This window comes from Phaeobacter sp. NW0010-22 (assembly GCF_040365955.1).
GTDB lineage: Bacteria > Pseudomonadota > Alphaproteobacteria > Rhodobacterales > Rhodobacteraceae > OMPR01.
The window spans coordinates 254,544-272,140 of the sequence record NZ_BAABWT010000005.1; the positions used below are offsets into that span (position 1 = coordinate 254,544).

Genomic DNA, 17,597 nt, shown 5'->3' on the forward strand with positions numbered 1-17,597 from the left:
GAGAATAAGGTGAGTGCCAACAAAATTGTTTTTAATGACAGCATCAACATCGGGCAGAATGGCGCTGAACACGACGACGAGTTTCTCTTCAAGTGTTTTGTAGATCACCCTGCATACAGCGAAGTCACAGACGTAAATTCCCCTACAACATTTCTTCTGGGGAGCACGGGCGCAGGAAAGACTGCGATCCTACGAATGATTAATAAGCAAGAAGAAAACGTGTCTGACCTTGCGGTCCATGACATGGCGATGAATCACATAGCGAATAGCGACACAATTCTATTTCTGACCTCTCTGGGAGTTGACTTAAACCTATTCTTCCAAGCTCTTTGGAAACATGTGTTCTGCATTGAGTATATTAAGCTAGCAACTCATGCGCGTGACAAAGACCAGTTTCAATACAAAATGGCCAGATTGATTGACACACTGACTCGCGGGCGAGCCAGAGATAAGCTGGAGAGCTTTGTGGAGAATCATGCAGAGCAGTTTTGGAATACCATAGATGAGAATGTAATTGAGCTTACCGATTCATTGCAAAATGAGTTTAATGCGAATTTTGGCGGTGAGCTGAAAAAATTTGCAGCAAAAGCCGGATACGTCCACAGCCTTGGATCTCAGCAAAAAATCCAACTTCAGCAGCGCGCCAGAAAGTTTCTAAACCAAGCAACTCTAACAGAAATTCCAGCGGTTATTTCCGCGCTTTCAGACTATACTCGCGGACGACTAGACAAGTACTTCATCACTGTGGATGGCTTAGACGAGCATTGGGTGGATGAAGACATTAAATTTCAACTTCTTCAAGCTTTGTTCGAAAGCTTGAAGAATCTGAAAAAGCTAAGAAACTTTCAAGTCGTTGTGTCTCTTCGCAACGACTTATATGTTAGGATGGTACAAGAAACGCCATCTGGTAGGCGCCAAATTGAAAAGTATGATGATCTCATCATTAGATTGAGATGGTCCGAGCCGCAACTGAAGGAACTCGCTGAAAAACGTATAGGCGAGATGTGCCGCCGCCGGTACTCATCCGAAAACGTTGGCTTCTCAGACGTGTTCAAGCAGAATCCAACCACCAAATCGAATCCTTGGGATTACTTGTACGAAAGAACTCTGCGGAGACCTCGAGATATAATTAACTTCATTAACTTGGCCATGCAGGCAGCCGACAACAAATCCGCAATAAGTAAAAATAATTTGCTCAAGGGTGAGGCGAATTACTCCAACCTCCGGCATGAAACACTAATTCACGAGTGGTCTGGAACATTTCCGGGAATCGCGATTCTTTTGGAACAACTCAGGGGGCTACCAGCATACAGAAGTGCGAGTGAACTGGCACACTCCAAATTCATAGACGATTTGTATGACGCGTTTGGTCAAAATGCCAATTTGCACTCAGATGAAGTTTGGCTCAGGTTGCTTAACTACGTAAACGAGAACATTCATCTCGAGCCAATCGAACTATGCCAAATGGTTTTGTATCGATTGCATCTTGTCGGGGCTATCGGGCTGAAGCTACGCGAAGACAGACCTTGGGATTGGATTTTTGAAACTAATAGACCAGTTGCTGAGCGGCAAATAGATGGAACTACAAAGTTTCGAGTTCACCCCATGTTGTATGCAGCTCTCAGCATTAGAAAATAACCTAAAGGAATGGAAGCAGCCTGATTGAAGTTCATCACTATATTGGCGCTAAGCGCCAATATAGCAGGGCGAACGCTGTCTCCGAAAGCTCCAAATTGGGGGCCAGTTGCAGCGCTTACGGTATTTGCACACGCGGGCTTCGACTCATTAGGCCCAGAGGGCACTATTCATAGGCAGCGATGAACGGGCTGAGGCGTTGGGGGGGTGTCTTCTTTGGCGCCAACGCTCTTCATTGTTCTCTGGGAAATCCTCCTGAACCCTGTTGGTATTCCTCAAGAATACCGATCCTAAAACCCCGTACGGCGTCTCTTAATAGCTTGGCAAACATCAAACTGTTCCATCCTGGGTTGCCTTTGACATTCCCTAAAAATGCAATGGTGGCGTGTGGTTCGTATCCCGGTTCGTCAACGTAGGCTCTTTGACGTGTGCCTTTGGGCCCAAATCTTAAATTTACGAGATATTGGACACATTTGGAGACGCCCAATAGGCAGAACTCAAAAGTATGCTGGGATATGCCACTAAATCTCTCATTCAATGAGAGAAATGGCTCCGGCGGTAGGGATCGAACCTACGACCAATTGATTAACAGTCAACTGCTCTACCGCTGAGCTACGCCGGAACGGTTTGCACGATATAGCCCCAACGAATCCCTACGTCCAGAGGAAAAACAAAAAAAACATAACATACTGGAAAATAAACGTTTTCCCCTTACTAGCCTCTCTCCTCACGATCAAAAGCGTTCGACAGTGGGCCCTATAGATCTATGCGTCTACCTGTGATTATTTTTCGTGTCGCTCTCCAACCAAATCAGTTCACTGCCGCTACTATTTAGAGGTAGACGTTCCACTCTCAATGAGAGTGATCAAATCCGGTGTCCCGTAAAGAATACGACGTGGTTTGAGCTGATCGTCTGTGGTTGGCTCTGTTGAGCGCCCCAAAAACTGCGCGATTGCGCCCGGAGAAAACAGCATAACGCGCGGAGGCGGAATATAGTCCTCCCGCCTATTTTTATACGCGATGTTAGACCGCCCAAGCGCATTATCGAGATCGCTTGCTAGGATATCCGGATTTATGGATGGAGTATCTCCCTCCAATTCCAACATCCATAAATACCGCTGGGTCGTGCCCCCGCATTCAAGGGTAACGCCTGCATCTCTAAAAGTAATGCCCCTCAGCGACATAACTTCGGACAAGGCCTGATCTATGTCGGCTTCCGTCGTCATTTCGTGCACTGCTGACAACTGCCCACCACGACGGCGCAGGAAAGTTAGCCTTGGCGCCGAATTGTGCCAGCCGGTGATCCGAACAATATCGCCGATATCATAGCGCATAAGTCCGTGAAAGTTAGTGGTGACAATCCGGTACTCTTCGCCAACCTCTACCTCGTGTGCAAGCACCGTTTCAGGGTTTGAAGCATGCCATTGACACTGGGGGATGAACTCGAAAAAACCTGTGTTGATAGCCAAGGTTGCAGATCCATCATCCAGGTCCGTATGAATTCCAAAAATTGCTTCGGTAGACGAATATAACCCACCAAAGATAGGCAGTGGACCAAATGCTTTAGCGATCCTCGGTAAATAGGGGTCCGAGGCAACCCCACTTGAGGTGCACAAAGCAGATAAGCCAGGCCAGATATCCAAAGGTTTGAGCGTCTGTTTGGTTTCAAGAATTCGTTCCAGAAAATCTGCGCGGTTCGGATCAGCTGGCAACATGCGGTTCAGGCGTTTGCGGGTCGGGCCATCCAGATCGATACCATCTGGAACCCCGCCTTTGCGCAGCATAGATATCAGCAATGGCGTTTCTTCAGACAATTGCCCAGCGATCTGCAGCAAGAACGGCGGAAAGCTCCCTGAAATGAAGCGCAATTCTGGGTCCCGGATCGCGAAGAGAAAACTCATGATGTGGCGCTGGCGTACATTAGGGATCGCCATCACATCAAAGGGATAAGGTGTCACGACACGGGCCGAGTATTTGCTGCGGTTTAAACTGTGCGAACAGGCGCTGGTGTACCCAAATGGCACGCCGCCTTCTGTTTCCCCCATCATGGCGGCACTGCTCGTAACCATAAGACGCCCATGTGAAAGGGCCTTGTTTCGTAAGGCCCGCACCAAATAACCCGCCGCGGCAAGTCGTGCTTTCTGTCGCACGGCATGTGATTTCCGGGTGATCGGGATCATTTTGCGTTTTCCCGTCGTTCCACTGCTTGAAGCCAAGCACAGAACATGCTGGTTCGAGGTGATCCCTTTTTCCCCCTGTGCAATCCGGTCTGCGAAGGGGGAAAATCCGTCATACGTATGCAGCGGAACCTGACGGCGGAAAGCATCTACATCCATTCCCAATCTAATACCCAGAGCCCGCCCTATTACAGAAGGGGCTGAATACTTTAGAATCTCTTGCAAGGTACTTGTTTGGGCCTGACGACTGTAATGAGTGTTCTTATCGAACCGCGCCGCCTGATACAGCGATGCCTGCATCAGTAGAGATCTTAGTGGTAAGGACATTCTTCACTTTACTCGTTCAACGTGCTTGGCCTCTGAATTTAAGAGCCCACATTTCAAAAAGGAATGAACCTAAGAGGTAACCCGACCCGTCCATCCCACAAAAACAGCCCACCCCAAAGCACCGCCAATTCGGATAAGATGGTGCAAGGCCACCAACACTGGGCTTAACCCGAGACTAAGGGCAATTACGCTCAATTCTGCAACACCGCCGGGCGCAAAACACAAGACGAGGGCCTCAAAACTTGCTGGGCTAAACGGGTGAACGCACCATGCAGCGAAGAACGCCAGAGGTAAAGTCACCCCCACCACACATAGACCATTTATGAGTCCAGAGACCAATGCGTTAGCAGACGTTCCTGCGTATCGCACACCCAGGCTGACGCCGACAATAATTTGCGCTCCGGCAATCAACCACGCAGGTGGGTCAATTTGAACGTTCCCGCAAAGACTGAACAAGACCCCAACAGCCACCGGCCCAAGCAGGTGTGCCGAAGGCAGGCGCAGATAACGCGCCGCACTCATCCCCCCAAAAGCGACCCCTATCAAAAGTAGCAAATCCAACATCTTAAACGCAGCAGATGGTTCGTTTATCGCCTGAGCAACACGCAAGCTTTCCCCCGACATTTGGGAAAGGAAAATCGGCACGGTCAGGACAACTAACATGATCCGGACAAGATGCTGCAGGCTGATGCGGGCTGCGTCTCCACCAGCTTTTTCCCCTAATACCGAGGCTTCGATCAGGCCACCTGGTAAGCTGGCAAAGAAAGCGGTCGGGCGATCGTATTGTCCCAAAGTTCGAAGGACGGCATACCCCGCCCCATGCATGACCAACATGAGCGGTATCACCAGCATCAAAGAGATTGAAAGGCCGCTCATGTCTAACATTTCAGTCTGAGAGAACCGTACGCCAATCATTGCCCCCAAAATGGCAACCCCAATTTGACGAAAAGCGACAGGAAAGAAGGGCATTACATCCCAGATTGATGAAACCAAGATGGAATAAGCGGCGACAGCCAGCAAGCTCCCCAACAAAAAGGGTAAAGGACCATTAATCCAGATCATGCCCGCACAACCCAAAGTAGCCACTGCACAACAAACAAGTACATTGCCTACATTGCTTAGTGTTTTCTGATCAAATCGCAAATTCAAGAAGGCCCACTTCTACAAATTGATAGGAAAACTTGATTGCCCCGACCCGTTTATTTTTGCCAACTGTGATCGATAACGAACAGTTCTACAGTTCAGAAATGTGGTTCAGTTTAGGTTCAAATGCAAACAATTCTCTAATACCCACACGGTAATCGGCTCCCCGCGAAACCAGTACAACTCACATACTTAGAACAAACTCCACTGACATCAGAAAGTGTGATATGGCTAAAAAAAACAAAAGGTAGAATGGAAACGTGCCTCCTATTTTCATCCTCTCCAGCCCAAGGTCCTATTCGTCCCTGTTTGGCACAATGCTTGGCGAACACCCCGATCTTTTTGGTTTTCCTGAGATGCGCCTTTTCGCGGCAGAAACCGTGGGTCAGCTTCAACGCAGGTCGCGTTTGTATCGAATTTTTACACTAGACGGGATACATCGCACGATCTCGCTGTTGGAATTTGGGGGGCAATCCGCTGAGCAGGTTCAGGCAGCCATCGAATGGTTGAACAACCGTCGGGATTGGACAACCGCTCGCCTTTGGGCGCACCTCAGCGAACGGGTGGCACCGCAAACATTGTTGGCAAAGGAACCCATTTTAACGGCGCACCCCAATTTCCTGCATCGAACGGAACGCATTTGTCCAAACGCCCGATATATTCATCTGATCCGGGATCCCCGGGACGTGCGTTTGTCCATCCAAGAGGCGTTTAAAGGCGTTAAGCAAAGGTTCGGGATCCCTCTGCATTGGTTTGTCAAGGACGAGGCTGTCTGGACCTACTGCAACAAAAGGATCGTGGACTTCCTGCACACAATTCCGAAAGATCGCAAAGTCACGGTCAGAGGCGAAGATCTAATGACTCAGCCCGAAGCCCTCTTTAAGGATCTTACAGCACGCCTTCACCTGCCCTTTCACGCTGACATACTTGACCAAATGCTGCATCCGGAAAACGGACCTTTTGCGCATGTCGGGCCGCCGAACGCACCACTGGGAAATGATACAAAATTTCTGCACAACCCGGTATTTCGCCAAGGATCTACGAGATCAAAAACACCCACTGACGGGTTTAGCCCGTCGTCTCTCGCTCTGGCTACAGAATTAGGGTACCAGATTAACACATAAGCTAGGTTTACACGGGCCATCAATTGGCCCTTTTATAGTTCAAACTTTAACTCAAGACGGTATTGATGTTCAGAAAAACGTGGATCTCTTGGCTTCAGTTACGCCATCAAAAGGCGCAAACGGTTTCTGCGGCTTTAGGTATCACGTTCATCACCGTTCTTCTTTTCATGCAGATCGGGTTTCGCTCTTCCTTTTTGAACACGTTGCTGGATCTTCCCGCCAGTTTTAACGCCGATGCTGTGATGTTGAATTCATCTGCGGTTACGGTTCTTCGTACCCCCACATTTTCAGAACTGCGCCTAAATCAAACTCTAGCCTTTGAAGAAGTCACTCGCGTCGCTCCGGTTTACTGGTCCAGTGTTTTGATGCGCGACCCTGAAGGGGGCGAAAAATATCTGCGCAAAGTTCAAGCCATTGGTTTGCCACTGACCTGGGATGTCATGTTACTAGACAGCGTCTATGAGCAGTATGACAAGCTCAAGATAAAGCGAAATGTGTTGATCGACCAACGCTCCAAGCAGTCGTTTTCCAAGATCATCGAGACAGTGAAATCTGACGAAGATTATAGTATCGAAGTTCGCGGTGGTCGCCATCAAGCGCGCATTCGGGTGACTGGTTTGTTCGATGTTGGCGTGAACCAATCCGCGAACTCCCACATCATTACCAGCGACGAAACCTTTATGGAGGTATTTAACCGCCCGCGCTCCAAAATTAATCTGGGGCTGATCCAACTGCACCCCGGATCGGACGCCACGCAAGTCGCCGCGAGAATGAATGCGTACCTGCCAGAAGATGTTAAAGTTGTGGCGCTGCCAGACTTATTAGACCAAGAACGGGATTTTTATGAATTCCAAACTCCGATTGGGATCATCTTTCGCTTTGGACTTGGTGGGGCCGTCGCGGTTGGGATCGTCATTCTTTACCAAATCCTGTTTCAACTGATCTCAAAATACATCCGGGATTTTGCAACCCTAAAGGCCATCGGGTTCAGCAACGGACAACTGCGCAGGATCGTTCTGGGATCTGCTTTGATGTTAGCCGTTCTTGGGTTTTTACCTGGCCTCGGGCTTAGCTTTTTAATGTACGATGTCATTGCCAAGGCAACCGCGCTACGTTTCGAAATGACGTGGGAGGTCGCAGCTATCGTCTTTGGGGCCATCGCCTTCATTTGTGTTATTTCGGCCCTGTTGGCTATTCGCAAACTCAACGACGCCGATCCGGCCGATCTTTTTGGGTAGTCCAGACATGTCAAACACAGATGATACAATCGTAAAAATCCGCGGCCTCAAACACAGCTACAAAGACGCCTCTGTCATGAAGCAAGTGCTGCACGGAATCGATATTGACGTAAGGCCCGGGCAAAACGTGTTCCTCACAGGGTACTCCGGATCTGGCAAAACAACTCTGATATCTTTGGTTGGTTGCCTTCGTTCCGTCCAAGAAGGCAGCCTTAAGCTTTTTGGCGCTGAACTCCACAAAGCCAGTCCCCGAAAACTGTTGGAAATGCGCAAACGCGTTGGATATGTGTTTCAACACTTTAATCTTCTCGACTTCATGTCGATCCGGCAAAACGTACAACAAAGCCTTGAAATACAGCCCTATTACAACGCAAAAACAGCCCGGGCGCAGGCTGAGGAGATGCTGGATGCGGTTGGTTTAGGGGATCGGGTCAATGACTACCCTGCGGATTTGTCAGGCGGGCAGAAGCAGCGCGTTGCCATCGCGCGCGCGCTGGTCCACCGTCCCAAACTGTTGATCGCAGACGAACCTACGGCCGCTCTAGATACCTCTACCGGGCGTGACATTATTGACCTCGTCCAACGTCTGTCCAAAGCACAAAACAGTGCGGCCATCATTGTCACGCACAATATGAGAATCCTGGATAGCGCTGACGAGATCCTTCATATGATCGATGGGCGCATTGGCACGGCGATCACGGAACAAATCTCTCTTGTTTTGCCAAACCTTGATGATCGTCACCTTGCCGAAATTGCCTCAAAAGCTGTGTCGCGCGAATTCCAGCCCGGTGAACAAATTCTGAAACAGGGCGATCCGGCTGATGCATTCTTTATTTTGGTCAAAGGGGCTGTGAACGTGTTCCGCCAAGAAACCAATGGAAGCCGAAGCGATCTGGCCCATTTCCACAAACGCGGCACCTATTTTGGCGAAATGGGGTTGTTAACTGAGAATGGCCGTCGAAATGCGTCGATCGAGGTCCGTGGCGATCAACCTGTGCGCGTTCTAGAAATCAAAGCCGCGGATTTTTCGGAAATGATAAGTCGGTCACGTGCTACACGGGCCGTCATCACCGACGAGATGTGGTCCCGTTTCAACGTCGATACGCAGGCCGAGCAATCAGCGCCAATTTCAAGGATGAATGACGACTGAAACCTGCAGGTTTGTAAGCCCCGCAACATGGTGACTATCTTCTTCATTCAAAAGAATTTTCACCTCCACCACGCGGGCATCTACGTCCGCAGTAGGATTGTTCGACAACAGTTCATTACGGGAGACCGTCAGGCCGATTTTCTTCACGACGCCTTCGATTTTCTGCTCGATTCCATCCGCAATAACAGAGGCGCTTTGCCCCGGTTGCACTTTCAAGATATCACTTTCGTAAATCTCGGCTGACACCCACATGCGTTCTACAAATCCCATATCGACCAGCCCCGACGGGCCGATCCGTTCACCGGCTGTCGCGTGAACCTTTAAAATAGTTCCATTGGTCGGGGCGCGCACAAAAGTGCCCTCTAAAGCGACCCGCGCATGCCCAACGTTTGCGCGTGCACTTATCAATTCCGCTTCTGCGATCAAGATATCTTCGGGACGAATGGTTGCAACGGCAGCCAATGTCGCCTCGGCTTCGTTCAGGCGTCCCTCAGTCACATCAACGCGGTTGCAGTTTTGCAAGAACACCGCCTCTGAAATGATTTTCCGTTCATATAGATTTTGCTGGCGAATGCATTCTTTAACGACGTTTCCAAGTTCTTTCTTTAATCGATCAACGACTGCTTTTTTGGCATCCAGCTCACTTTTCATCGCGCCGGCCTGTACCCGCGCCAATTGAGCTTCTTGGACCTTAACCCTTGTTTCTGCTTGAATAAGGGCCGCCTGCATCAGCGCATTGTCCCCCAGTACGGCAATCAAATCTGCTCGTTTAACGGTATCCCCTTCGGCGACTTTTAATTCGTAAACAACGCTGTTGCTGATGGACGGACCTCCGGCAACTTTGGTAACGCCACCTTCGGGTTCCACATAACCAAGACCCGCAACAAGCGTTGGTGATGCAGGGGTTTGTGCCAAGCCACTATTTGTCGTTGCCACCGCAATGGTCGCACACATCAATAAGGTTTTCATCGCCATTCGCCTACTTTCTTCCTTTACTTTAGGTCCGCCCATCCAATTTCCGCTCGAACATACGATAGGTTTTATAGTGACGCCCTGCGGCACCGCGGATCAATCCCAAAGATCGTGCATTGTTTTCCCAAACCCAGGACAATTCCGCCCGTTGGTAAGGGTGCCCGCCAGATGCCCCGCCATCCATTCCTAGGTAAACAAGGGCCGGCCCCAAGGCGTAACGCGGTTTTTGAAACTCAGGTAGGATCGCAACAGCTAACACGCGCGCTGAATCCAGCCTACGTCGTTTCCATAACAAATGCGCAAACACAAGCGGAGTTGGCCACCCGCGTGAGGCGCGCAATGCGCGATTGATGTCCGGCAAACCAAGCCAGAACCCGACCACTTTTCCGTTATATTCAGCAACGGGAAATAACCTGGGGTCGATGATGTGCCTCATCTGCTCAGCTTCATCTACAAATTCAGAGACATCTCGCTCAGTTGCGCTCCAATTGTCTTCAAAACTGGTGGCGAATATGCGGTGTATCGCGCGCAGATCACTGCGCATTGCCTCACCTTTCGTATGAACCGCACGAAAGGTGATCCCCGCCCGTAGCGCCAAACGATACGCCCGCTCAAAGGCCGGGGCCAACGGTTCCATGGCAAAATCGAAAGCAAATGCATCCCGGACTCCGTGCCATCCCGCGCTTTCAATCAAAGAGGGATAGTAGCTCGGGTTGTAAGGCATTCTGATATAGGCAGGCTCATCAAACCCATTGACCAAAGTGAGCCCACCGATATGCGTGGACAGATCAATCGGACCACGGCCCAAAACACATCCCTGCTCTATCAACCAAGTTGTTGCTGCATCAAACAAGGCATCCGAAACATCGTGATCATGAATGGTCTCAAAATACCCGAAGCTACCAATTTGCTTACCTTCTTTTGCACAAAGTCGCGAATTAACCGAAGCAACGATCCGTCCCAGTAGCTCCCCGTTATCAGTTTGGGCGAGAAACGCCTGAAACCGACCGTATTGCAGAAACTTTGACTCTGGTCCCAATTGCCCCTTGATGGCGCCTGGCATGTCCGGAACCCAATTAGGGTCATCGCGATATACAACATTAGGAACGCGTTCGAACCGCTTAAAATCGGACGTATTTTGGATGGGTCCAACACAAAAATTCATACAGCATTGACCGCTGCAGAGTGTGGGTAAAACACTGAACGCATCTGATCCAAAGCATCAACTAATTTAGAAATTTCAGCGTTTGTATGTTGGGCCGAAACAACAGCGCGCAATCTTGGACGCGCGATATACCAAACCGGCGAGACCCAAATACCATGTTCTTCAATCAAATACCGCGCCACATGTTTGGGTGGCACCCCTGCAGGTAAAACCATGGGTAGAACATTCGTTTCTCCCAATACCTCAAACCCTGCCTGCTTCAAGTTTTCGCGCGCATAGGAGGCATTTTGCATCAACCTTGCCACCAATTCCGGGCGCCCACGGAGCTGTCGAATGGCTTCGGCAGCAGAAGCTGCAGCTGAAGGAGGCAATGAAATTGTCCCAATCGAAGTTGGGCAAGCATTCAACAGCCTCTCTAACCCTTTGGAATAGGAGCTGATCGCGGCTCCGGCCGACCCTGCAAACTTGGAAAACGTCGTCAGGATCACAGGATTAACCCCTTTGGCCATCAGCATCTCAGGCGTCATTCTATGATAGTCAAATATCCCGCCCCCACGAGGCCCGATAGCACCTGAGGCGTGCGCCTCATCCAACACCAAAGTGGAACCCGGATAATCCGCTAGGACATCAACGAGTTCCGGCAGCGGAACAATTGTCCCATCCATAGAAAAGACAGAGTCAGTTAGTAACAATACCCTGTCCTCGGGACGAGCCAGACGCTTCAGCTTTTTCCTCAAATGATCCATGTCGCAATGCTTGTAGCTTTTCACGCGAACCTCGGGACTGTTGGTGAGCAACTTCCCTGACCTAGATCCTGCATTCACAACCGCAGTGGTAATGCAGCCGTGATTTAAGATGTCAGTCATGACCAAAACGGGCCTTGTGTTGCTAAATCCGGGCACCGGTATCGCAAGGTGACAAAACCCATCCATGAAAGCCTGCAACGCCATCCAAGCATTCAGAAACAGGTGAGTATGCGGAACCCCTTTAAAATTGGCGATCTCTCGCTCCAATTCTTCGTGAGGGGTGCTGCGACCACACAACGCCATACACCCACTGTTTGAGGTTCCAAAATCCTCGATAGCCTGTATCGCAGCGTCTTTGACTGCCCTGTCTTGGGCAAACCCCAAAATGTCATTGTCGCAGAAATTCAGGACCCGATGCACCCTGCCCGTTCGCTTGCATTCCATGACAACTGTATTGCCCTGCTTTTCCCGAACAACAAATTCATCAGGATCCAGGTCGGCTGCAACAACGCTGTGGAGATAGTCATCAACTACTTGCATGAAAACTCAAACTATTCAGGGACAAGGCAATCCTTTGAAGCCTACAATCGAACCTACATTTAAACAAGGATGAGCAAATGCCAGAGCTAAAGACGGCTTTTGTGACAGGTGCAAACGGGTATGTTGGATCGCATGTTGTGCGGCACCTCCTTGCGCAAGGTTACGCCGTGACCGCCATGGTCAGGACAAATTCAAACTTGGATTTGCTTGAGGGTACAAGCGTGACCCGCGTTGAGATTGATCTGGCTCTGCCTCGGCAGACTAGCCGTTTGACCAAAGTTTTACACGGGATTGATCTTATAATACACACAGCGGCCTATGTGGATCTCGGAACAGTTGATCGCACCTTGATGAAACAGGTTAATCTGGACGGAACTCGCGCCCTATTAGAGGCAGCCCAATCCGCTAGTGTTCCTAAATTCATTTATTGCTCCACGGTTCGCACCCTGGGGGATACCGCTGGGGCCCGGGTAGATGGAGACCATGTTCGTACAGATACAGACTATGCCTCTTGCTATGATGAAACCAAGACCCAAGCTGAGGCCTTGGTACTCGCCAGAAATCGACCCGGATTCTCTACATATTCTGTTCTGCCGCCCGGAATTTTTGGGCGCGACGAACCTCACTTTGGCAGAGCTTTGCGCGCATACCTGAACGGGCACCTCCCGTTTTGGCCCGCACAAGATCGCCCCTTGGGTATGGTGCACGTCGAAGATCTGGCTGAATTGTTCTTCTTTGTGGCTCACCATGGTATACCCGGAACGCGCTATATTGCGTCCGCCGGTGAAGCTACCATGGGCGAAATTTTTGGAATTCTTGGGGAAATGACTGGGCGGAAACCTCCGCCTGACATGCCTGAAAGCTTGGTTCGGGCTGCTGCCATGGTTATGGATTGGATCGGATCATGGACGGGGCGTAATATGATTTTGAACAAAGAACGCATTGTCTTTCTTTACGACAAAGTTGTCAGGACCGATCCAACACGCAGTTACTCAGATCTGGGCTGGAACCCACGAAAACCGCGCGAAATTCTGGCCGCAATCCTTCCGAAAACTGAAGATTAGGTGCAAAGGTATTTTTCTGTTACCTATTCCCTACAAGGCCCAGTAATCCGCAAAGATTTTCAAGGTGGCGCGATATGAAGGTACTATTGATAAATCCCAATTTTCCTACGTCTTTTTGGTCTTTCGAAGGCGCTCTGAAACTATTGGGACGCAAAGCGCTCTTACCGCCTTTGGGTTTGCTGACAGTCGCAGCATTGCTGCCACAGGATTGGGAATTCCGATTGGTCGACCGAGATTTTCAAACCTTGGAAGATACCGATTGGGACTGGGCTGATCTCGTAATCATATCAGGCATGATCGTGCAACGCGCAGATATGCTTGGGCTGATCCGGGAATCAAAGCAACGCGGCAAGCCTGTTGCAGTTGGTGGCCCCTACGCAATGTCCCTGCCGGATGAAGTATTAGAAGCCGGCGCTGACTTCGCTGTTTTGGATGAAGGTGAGCTCACAATTCCCATTTTCGTCGAAGCGCTTCTAAATGGAGCAACGTCTGGAACTTTTACCGCAAAAGGGCAAAAGGCTGACATGCATACCAGCCCCAAGCCACGTTTTGATCTGATCAACATTTACGACTACAACAGTCTGTCTATTCAGTTTTCCCGTGGGTGCCCATTTTTATGTGAATTTTGCGATATCATAACTCTTTTCGGGCGGAGACCTCGGACCAAAACTCCCGCCCAAATTCGCGAAGAGTTGGACCAACTGTATGATCTGGGGTGGCGCGGTGGCATCTTTATGGTGGATGATAATTTCATCGGCAATCGGCTAACAGTGAAACCTATGTTGGACGAGGTGATCGCTTGGCAAACAGAGCATGGATTTCCGTTTACATTCACGACTGAGGCATCAGTGGATCTGGCCGAAGATCCGGGGCTTATGTCGATGATGCGCAAGGCGAATTTCACTACTGTCTTTGTAGGAATTGAAACGCCGGATGAAGACAGCCTTATCCATATCAAGAAAAAGCAAAATGTACGCGGGTCACTGGTTGATCGGGTTAAAACCATCAATCAGTCAGGCCTAAAAATCATCGGAGGGTTCATCATTGGGTTTGATGGCGAGAAACCCGGCGCGGACAAGCGCATTCTCGAATTTGTAGAAGATGCGCAGATCCCCATGGTGATCGTCAGCTTATTGCAAGCCCTGCCCAAAACAGCCCTAACAGATCGCTTACGCGCCGAAGGGAGATTACTGCAAACAGAGCGCGACGCGGATTTGAACTCAAATCGTTTAACTAATTTTGTCCCCACACGTCCCCTTACCGAATTGGCCCAAGAACACACCTCAATCTATGAAAACCTATATGAACCGAGGCATTACATGGATCGCGCCTATCGTCACGCCATGGCAACCAAGGACGGAGTTTGGCCAACCAAAGGTATCCCGCCAAGTTCATTTCCACTGAACTTCAAGCAAGTGATGACGATGCTCAAAGTCCTATCGTTACATGGTTTAATACGCTCTTCGCGTGGTTTGTTCTGGCGCGCCTCGCTTGATCTTTATCGGAACAACAAAGCCGGTCTCAAAGGGTTTTTCTCCATGCTGGCAATGTTCGAACATTTCTATGTCTTTAGAAATGACGTTCAGACGGAAATAGAAGGCCAGCTGGCACTACTCTCCGAAGAAGACCAAAACCGCACCTGGAGCCCCCCGGAACACGGTGAGGCAAAAGTTGGTTGATTGCCGGCAAATCTAATACCCTCCGATGCCACGTTGATACCAAGAGATCTGACCGCGCTATGGGCCACAATCACATGATGAGTCGCCTTACACACGTTATTCTGACCATCCAAACTTTGACGATGCTCTCACATGCTCAAACTGTGATGGCCGAGACACAGCTATTTGACGTTCAGATGATGGGCCGCACACTCGGGCAGGTCACCTATAGTCGCACGCAGAAAGACCACGGTTTACATAGCACCTTAACTGCACGTCTCAACAATACTCCAATGGGAGTTTTTGATGGTGTTTTCAAAGGCGTACGACAGCCGTCCACCGGTCCAGACGGTAGGCAGGCCTACGAATACCGCGTCAGTAACGTATCCCCGAAACGAACGCGAAAGGTTTCCGTTCTGTTTCGAAACGAACGCGTCGTTCAAACCCGTGTCACGCCCCCATACAAAAATGCGATGGCTCTCGATTTGGAAAACGCGCCCCTCATCGCCACCGATATGATAGACGCATTTGGCGCTGTTTCGGCTCAGACCCAATGTCCGGGATCCCTGCGCATTTATGACGGCAGGCGCCTTATTCGTGTTTCGCCCAAAAGTTCAATCGTGCAGAGCAAGCAACTGACCTGTTTGATGACTTATAAGGTCATCAAGGGCCCCGGTCACCTGCATCCCTTCAACTTCAGATCAGTTGGGGTTTCGCTGACTTATAAGACAGATACATTAGGTCGAAACGCTTTGGATCAGATCGACTTGAATGCAGGAGTTTTCAATATTTCACTTCTTCAAAACAACTGAAGAAAGCGCAACAAAAATCAAGTCAAAGAATCCAAATGAAATGAAACAAGGCTCAATGCGTTTCCGCATCGAGCCTTGTATTCGAAGCCTAACTATCTGACGTTAAACGTCTAAATAGATTGGTACCCAAGGCCGGACTCGAACCGGCACGCCCGTTAAGGCGGGGGATTTTGAATCCCCTGCGTCTACCATTCCGCCACTTGGGCTTCTGCGGTAGGGATTACCGTTCCCGAACAGAAAGGTCCATAGGCAAAAACCCACTTTTTAAAACTCTTGTCACACGCGCTTGGTTGACCTGCCCTCACGTACATGGTTCTTCCTCATAAAGCCCCTCTCTGAAGGCGAGTAAATCCATGTTACAGCGACTTTACGACAAAACCATCAGTTTTGCCGAACACCCGCATGCGCTCTGGGTTCTCGCTTTTGTCGCTTTCATTGAAAGCTCTGTCTTTCCGATTCCTCCGGATGTGCTGATGATCCCAATGATTCTTGCCCGGCCGAAGCAGGCCTGGCTCATCGCAACCGTGGCGTTAACCGCTTCAGTCCTTGGCGGGTTGTTAGGATATGCAATTGGTGCGTTTTTCTATGAGAGCATTGGCCAACCGATCCTTGCCGCAATGGGCAAAACGGACGCAATGGCAGAATTCAACACGCGTTTCAACGATCTGGGGTTCTGGGCCGTCCTAACTGCGGGCGTGACCCCCTTTCCTTACAAGGTCATCACGATCATGTCTGGCTGGACGGGCATGCCTTTGGGAACCTTTATCGCCACCTCAATTCTGGCCCGTTCATTGCGGTTCTTCCTTGTCGCAGGGCTACTTTGGAAATTTGGCGAACCGATCCGAGACTTCATCGAAAAGCGGCTCGGTCTGCTTTTCACCCTCTTCATCATCCTTCTCGTCGGGGGATTCTTGCTGGTGAAATACCTATGATCACTCAGAAAAGCCTTGTCCTGATGGCCGCTTGCGGCTCTGCCGCATTGCTTGCAGGTGCCTTTTTCTTTCAATCGCTCGGCTGGGCGCCTTGCGAAATGTGCCTGTGGCAACGTTGGCCACATGCAGCAGCAATTGGCGTCGGCTTAATCTATTTCCTGTTACCCGCACGCGCCTTTGCATTGCTGGGCGCATTTGCGGCGGCGGTTGCTGCCGGTCTCGCGATCTTCCACAGCGGAGTCGAGCGCGTTTGGTGGGAAGGCCCAGCTAGCTGCACTGGCAGTTCGGATGCACTCTCAGGACTTGATGCAACTTCGCTATTGCCCGGTGGATCAGATGTGCCAGCATTGGTCATGTGTGATACGTTGGAACCCTTCTTCTTGGGTTTGACAATGGCAAACTGGAATGCACTCGCATCACTCGGGTTGCTTGCGATTTGGATGATGGCAGCACGCGCACGATGACCGAGCCAGTTTAAGTCGACTTTTTGGTTGAAAGCAGCAAGCTGGTTTCACTGGACTGTACGCCTTCGAACATCCGTATCTTAGCTAAAGCGGTATCGAGCTGTTCCAACGTCTCGGTACCCAACTCAACGATCAAATCCCAGCGTCCATTGGTGGAATGTACTGCCCGAACTTCTTTCAACCCATGAAGTTGCCGGGTAATGCGGACTGTTCCACGCCCTTCGATTCCGATCATCATCAGGCCACGCACCGGATCGTGCAGGACATCTTCTTTGAGGACGACAGTAAAACCAAGGATATCCCCGCGCTGTGTCAATCTTTCAATGCGCGCACGCACAGTTGTGCGGGATAGGTTAAGCTGCAACGCCAGATCCGAAAGCGACGCACGCGCGTCATGGCGCAATGCAGCAATCAACCGCTCATCCGTTTTGTCCAACTTAAGCTCCAATT

At 50.1% G+C, this 17,597-nt stretch carries 15 protein-coding genes and 2 tRNA genes; 9 read left to right on the forward strand and 8 right to left on the reverse strand.

What is annotated here, in order from left to right:
• Positions 1 to 9: 9 nt before the first annotated feature.
• On the forward strand, positions 10 to 1,638 hold the full coding sequence (locus tag ABWV33_RS13005; protein WP_353331279.1) for a P-loop ATPase, Sll1717 family: 1,629 nt from the start codon (positions 10 to 12) through the stop codon (positions 1,636 to 1,638).
• A gap of 544 nt (positions 1,639 to 2,182) precedes the next feature.
• On the opposite strand, the gene ABWV33_RS13010 is transcribed toward ABWV33_RS13005, so the two are convergent.
• The 3 genes from ABWV33_RS13010 to ABWV33_RS13020 form a co-directional block, all read right to left on the reverse strand.
• Positions 2,183 to 2,257, reverse strand: a tRNA-Asn gene (locus tag ABWV33_RS13010).
• A gap of 205 nt (positions 2,258 to 2,462) precedes the next feature.
• Positions 2,463 to 4,112, reverse strand: a complete 1,650-nt coding sequence (locus ABWV33_RS13015; RefSeq protein ID WP_353331281.1) for a GH3 auxin-responsive promoter family protein — start codon at positions 4,110 to 4,112, stop codon at positions 2,463 to 2,465.
• A gap of 96 nt (positions 4,113 to 4,208) precedes the next feature.
• Positions 4,209 to 5,201, reverse strand: coding sequence for an AbrB family transcriptional regulator (locus ABWV33_RS13020; protein WP_353331283.1), 993 nt, complete (start codon positions 5,199 to 5,201; stop codon positions 4,209 to 4,211).
• A gap of 341 nt (positions 5,202 to 5,542) precedes the next feature.
• Here ABWV33_RS13020 and ABWV33_RS13025 point away from each other — a divergent pair, with 341 nt between their 5' ends.
• The 3 genes from ABWV33_RS13025 (at position 5,543) to ABWV33_RS13035 (ending at position 8,794) form a co-directional block, all read left to right on the forward strand.
• Complete coding sequence (locus ABWV33_RS13025; RefSeq protein WP_353331285.1) at positions 5,543 to 6,406, forward strand: sulfotransferase family protein; 864 nt, start codon at positions 5,543 to 5,545, stop codon at positions 6,404 to 6,406.
• Positions 6,407 to 6,471: 65 nt separating this feature from the next.
• Positions 6,472 to 7,644, forward strand: coding sequence for an FtsX-like permease family protein (locus tag ABWV33_RS13030; RefSeq protein ID WP_353331287.1), 1,173 nt, complete (start codon positions 6,472 to 6,474; stop codon positions 7,642 to 7,644).
• Positions 7,645 to 7,651: 7 nt separating this feature from the next.
• Positions 7,652 to 8,794 (forward strand): ATP-binding cassette domain-containing protein, encoded by a 1,143-nt coding sequence (locus ABWV33_RS13035; protein ID WP_353331289.1) that lies wholly within the window; start codon positions 7,652 to 7,654, stop codon positions 8,792 to 8,794.
• Here the strand turns inward: ABWV33_RS13035 and ABWV33_RS13040 are convergent.
• The 3 genes from ABWV33_RS13040 to ABWV33_RS13050 all read right to left on the reverse strand — a co-directional run bounded on the left by ABWV33_RS13040 (position 8,774) and on the right by ABWV33_RS13050 (position 12,217).
• A complete protein-coding gene (locus ABWV33_RS13040; protein ID WP_353331291.1) occupies positions 8,774 to 9,763 on the reverse strand; it encodes an efflux RND transporter periplasmic adaptor subunit in 990 nt (329 codons plus the stop codon). The genes ABWV33_RS13035 and ABWV33_RS13040 overlap by 21 nt on opposite strands.
• A gap of 28 nt (positions 9,764 to 9,791) precedes the next feature.
• The gene (locus ABWV33_RS13045; protein ID WP_353331293.1) at positions 9,792 to 10,829 is read right to left on the reverse strand and encodes a GNAT family N-acetyltransferase; all 1,038 of its coding nucleotides are present in this window, start codon (positions 10,827 to 10,829) and stop codon (positions 9,792 to 9,794) included.
• Positions 10,830 to 10,927: 98 nt separating this feature from the next.
• Entirely contained in the window at positions 10,928 to 12,217 is a 1,290-nt protein-coding gene (locus ABWV33_RS13050; protein WP_353331295.1) for an aminotransferase class I/II-fold pyridoxal phosphate-dependent enzyme, read from the reverse strand.
• Between the two features lie 77 nt (positions 12,218 to 12,294).
• Between ABWV33_RS13050 and ABWV33_RS13055 the strand changes: the two genes are divergently transcribed.
• The 3 genes from ABWV33_RS13055 to ABWV33_RS13065 all read left to right on the forward strand — a co-directional run bounded on the left by ABWV33_RS13055 (position 12,295) and on the right by ABWV33_RS13065 (position 15,751).
• A complete protein-coding gene (locus ABWV33_RS13055; protein ID WP_353331297.1) occupies positions 12,295 to 13,281 on the forward strand; it encodes an NAD-dependent epimerase/dehydratase family protein in 987 nt (328 codons plus the stop codon).
• 74 nt (positions 13,282 to 13,355) lie between these two features.
• Positions 13,356 to 14,960, forward strand: a complete 1,605-nt coding sequence (locus tag ABWV33_RS13060; protein ID WP_353331299.1) for a B12-binding domain-containing radical SAM protein — start codon at positions 13,356 to 13,358, stop codon at positions 14,958 to 14,960.
• A 176-nt stretch (positions 14,961 to 15,136) separates the two neighbouring features.
• Positions 15,137 to 15,751, forward strand: coding sequence for a hypothetical protein (locus ABWV33_RS13065; protein WP_353331301.1), 615 nt, complete (start codon positions 15,137 to 15,139; stop codon positions 15,749 to 15,751).
• Positions 15,752 to 15,871: 120 nt separating this feature from the next.
• On the opposite strand, the gene ABWV33_RS13070 is transcribed toward ABWV33_RS13065, so the two are convergent.
• Positions 15,872 to 15,957, reverse strand: a tRNA-Leu gene (locus tag ABWV33_RS13070).
• A 147-nt stretch (positions 15,958 to 16,104) separates the two neighbouring features.
• On the opposite strand from ABWV33_RS13070, the gene ABWV33_RS13075 reads away from it, so the two are divergent.
• Both ABWV33_RS13075 and ABWV33_RS13080 read left to right on the forward strand, forming a co-directional pair.
• The gene (locus ABWV33_RS13075; protein WP_353331303.1) at positions 16,105 to 16,683 is read left to right on the forward strand and encodes a YqaA family protein; all 579 of its coding nucleotides are present in this window, start codon (positions 16,105 to 16,107) and stop codon (positions 16,681 to 16,683) included.
• Positions 16,680 to 17,147: a disulfide bond formation protein B gene (locus tag ABWV33_RS13080; RefSeq protein WP_353331305.1), complete on the forward strand. Its 468-nt coding sequence runs from the start codon at positions 16,680 to 16,682 to the stop codon at positions 17,145 to 17,147. The genes ABWV33_RS13075 and ABWV33_RS13080 overlap by 4 nt, the downstream gene beginning before the upstream one ends.
• 10 nt (positions 17,148 to 17,157) lie before the next feature.
• Here ABWV33_RS13080 and ABWV33_RS13085 read toward each other — a convergent pair whose 3' ends face one another.
• Positions 17,158 to 17,583, reverse strand: a complete 426-nt coding sequence (locus ABWV33_RS13085; protein WP_113821577.1) for an Lrp/AsnC family transcriptional regulator — start codon at positions 17,581 to 17,583, stop codon at positions 17,158 to 17,160.
• Positions 17,584 to 17,597 lie beyond the last annotated feature (14 nt).

What these genes read in the sequence shown, in the direction of transcription:
- ABWV33_RS13015 (WP_353331281.1), bottom strand. Translation starts at nt 4,112, where the DNA reads ATGCAGGCATCGCTGTATCAGGCGGCGCGGTTCGATAAGAACACTCAT.
- ABWV33_RS13020 (WP_353331283.1), bottom strand. Translation starts at nt 5,201, where the DNA reads ATGATCTGGATTAATGGTCCTTTACCCTTTTTGTTGGGGAGCTTGCTG.
- ABWV33_RS13030 (WP_353331287.1), top strand. Translation starts at nt 6,472, where the DNA reads ATGTTCAGAAAAACGTGGATCTCTTGGCTTCAGTTACGCCATCAAAAG.
- ABWV33_RS13035 (WP_353331289.1), top strand. Translation starts at nt 7,652, where the DNA reads ATGTCAAACACAGATGATACAATCGTAAAAATCCGCGGCCTCAAACAC.
- ABWV33_RS13040 (WP_353331291.1), bottom strand. Translation starts at nt 9,763, where the DNA reads ATGAAAACCTTATTGATGTGTGCGACCATTGCGGTGGCAACGACAAAT.
- ABWV33_RS13045 (WP_353331293.1), bottom strand. Translation starts at nt 10,829, where the DNA reads ATGCCAGGCGCCATCAAGGGGCAATTGGGACCAGAGTCAAAGTTTCTG.
- ABWV33_RS13050 (WP_353331295.1), bottom strand. Translation starts at nt 12,217, where the DNA reads ATGCAAGTAGTTGATGACTATCTCCACAGCGTTGTTGCAGCCGACCTG.
- ABWV33_RS13055 (WP_353331297.1), top strand. Translation starts at nt 12,295, where the DNA reads ATGCCAGAGCTAAAGACGGCTTTTGTGACAGGTGCAAACGGGTATGTT.
- ABWV33_RS13060 (WP_353331299.1), top strand. Translation starts at nt 13,356, where the DNA reads ATGAAGGTACTATTGATAAATCCCAATTTTCCTACGTCTTTTTGGTCT.
- ABWV33_RS13065 (WP_353331301.1), top strand. Translation starts at nt 15,137, where the DNA reads ATGATGGGCCGCACACTCGGGCAGGTCACCTATAGTCGCACGCAGAAA.
- ABWV33_RS13075 (WP_353331303.1), top strand. Translation starts at nt 16,105, where the DNA reads ATGTTACAGCGACTTTACGACAAAACCATCAGTTTTGCCGAACACCCG.
- ABWV33_RS13080 (WP_353331305.1), top strand. Translation starts at nt 16,680, where the DNA reads ATGATCACTCAGAAAAGCCTTGTCCTGATGGCCGCTTGCGGCTCTGCC.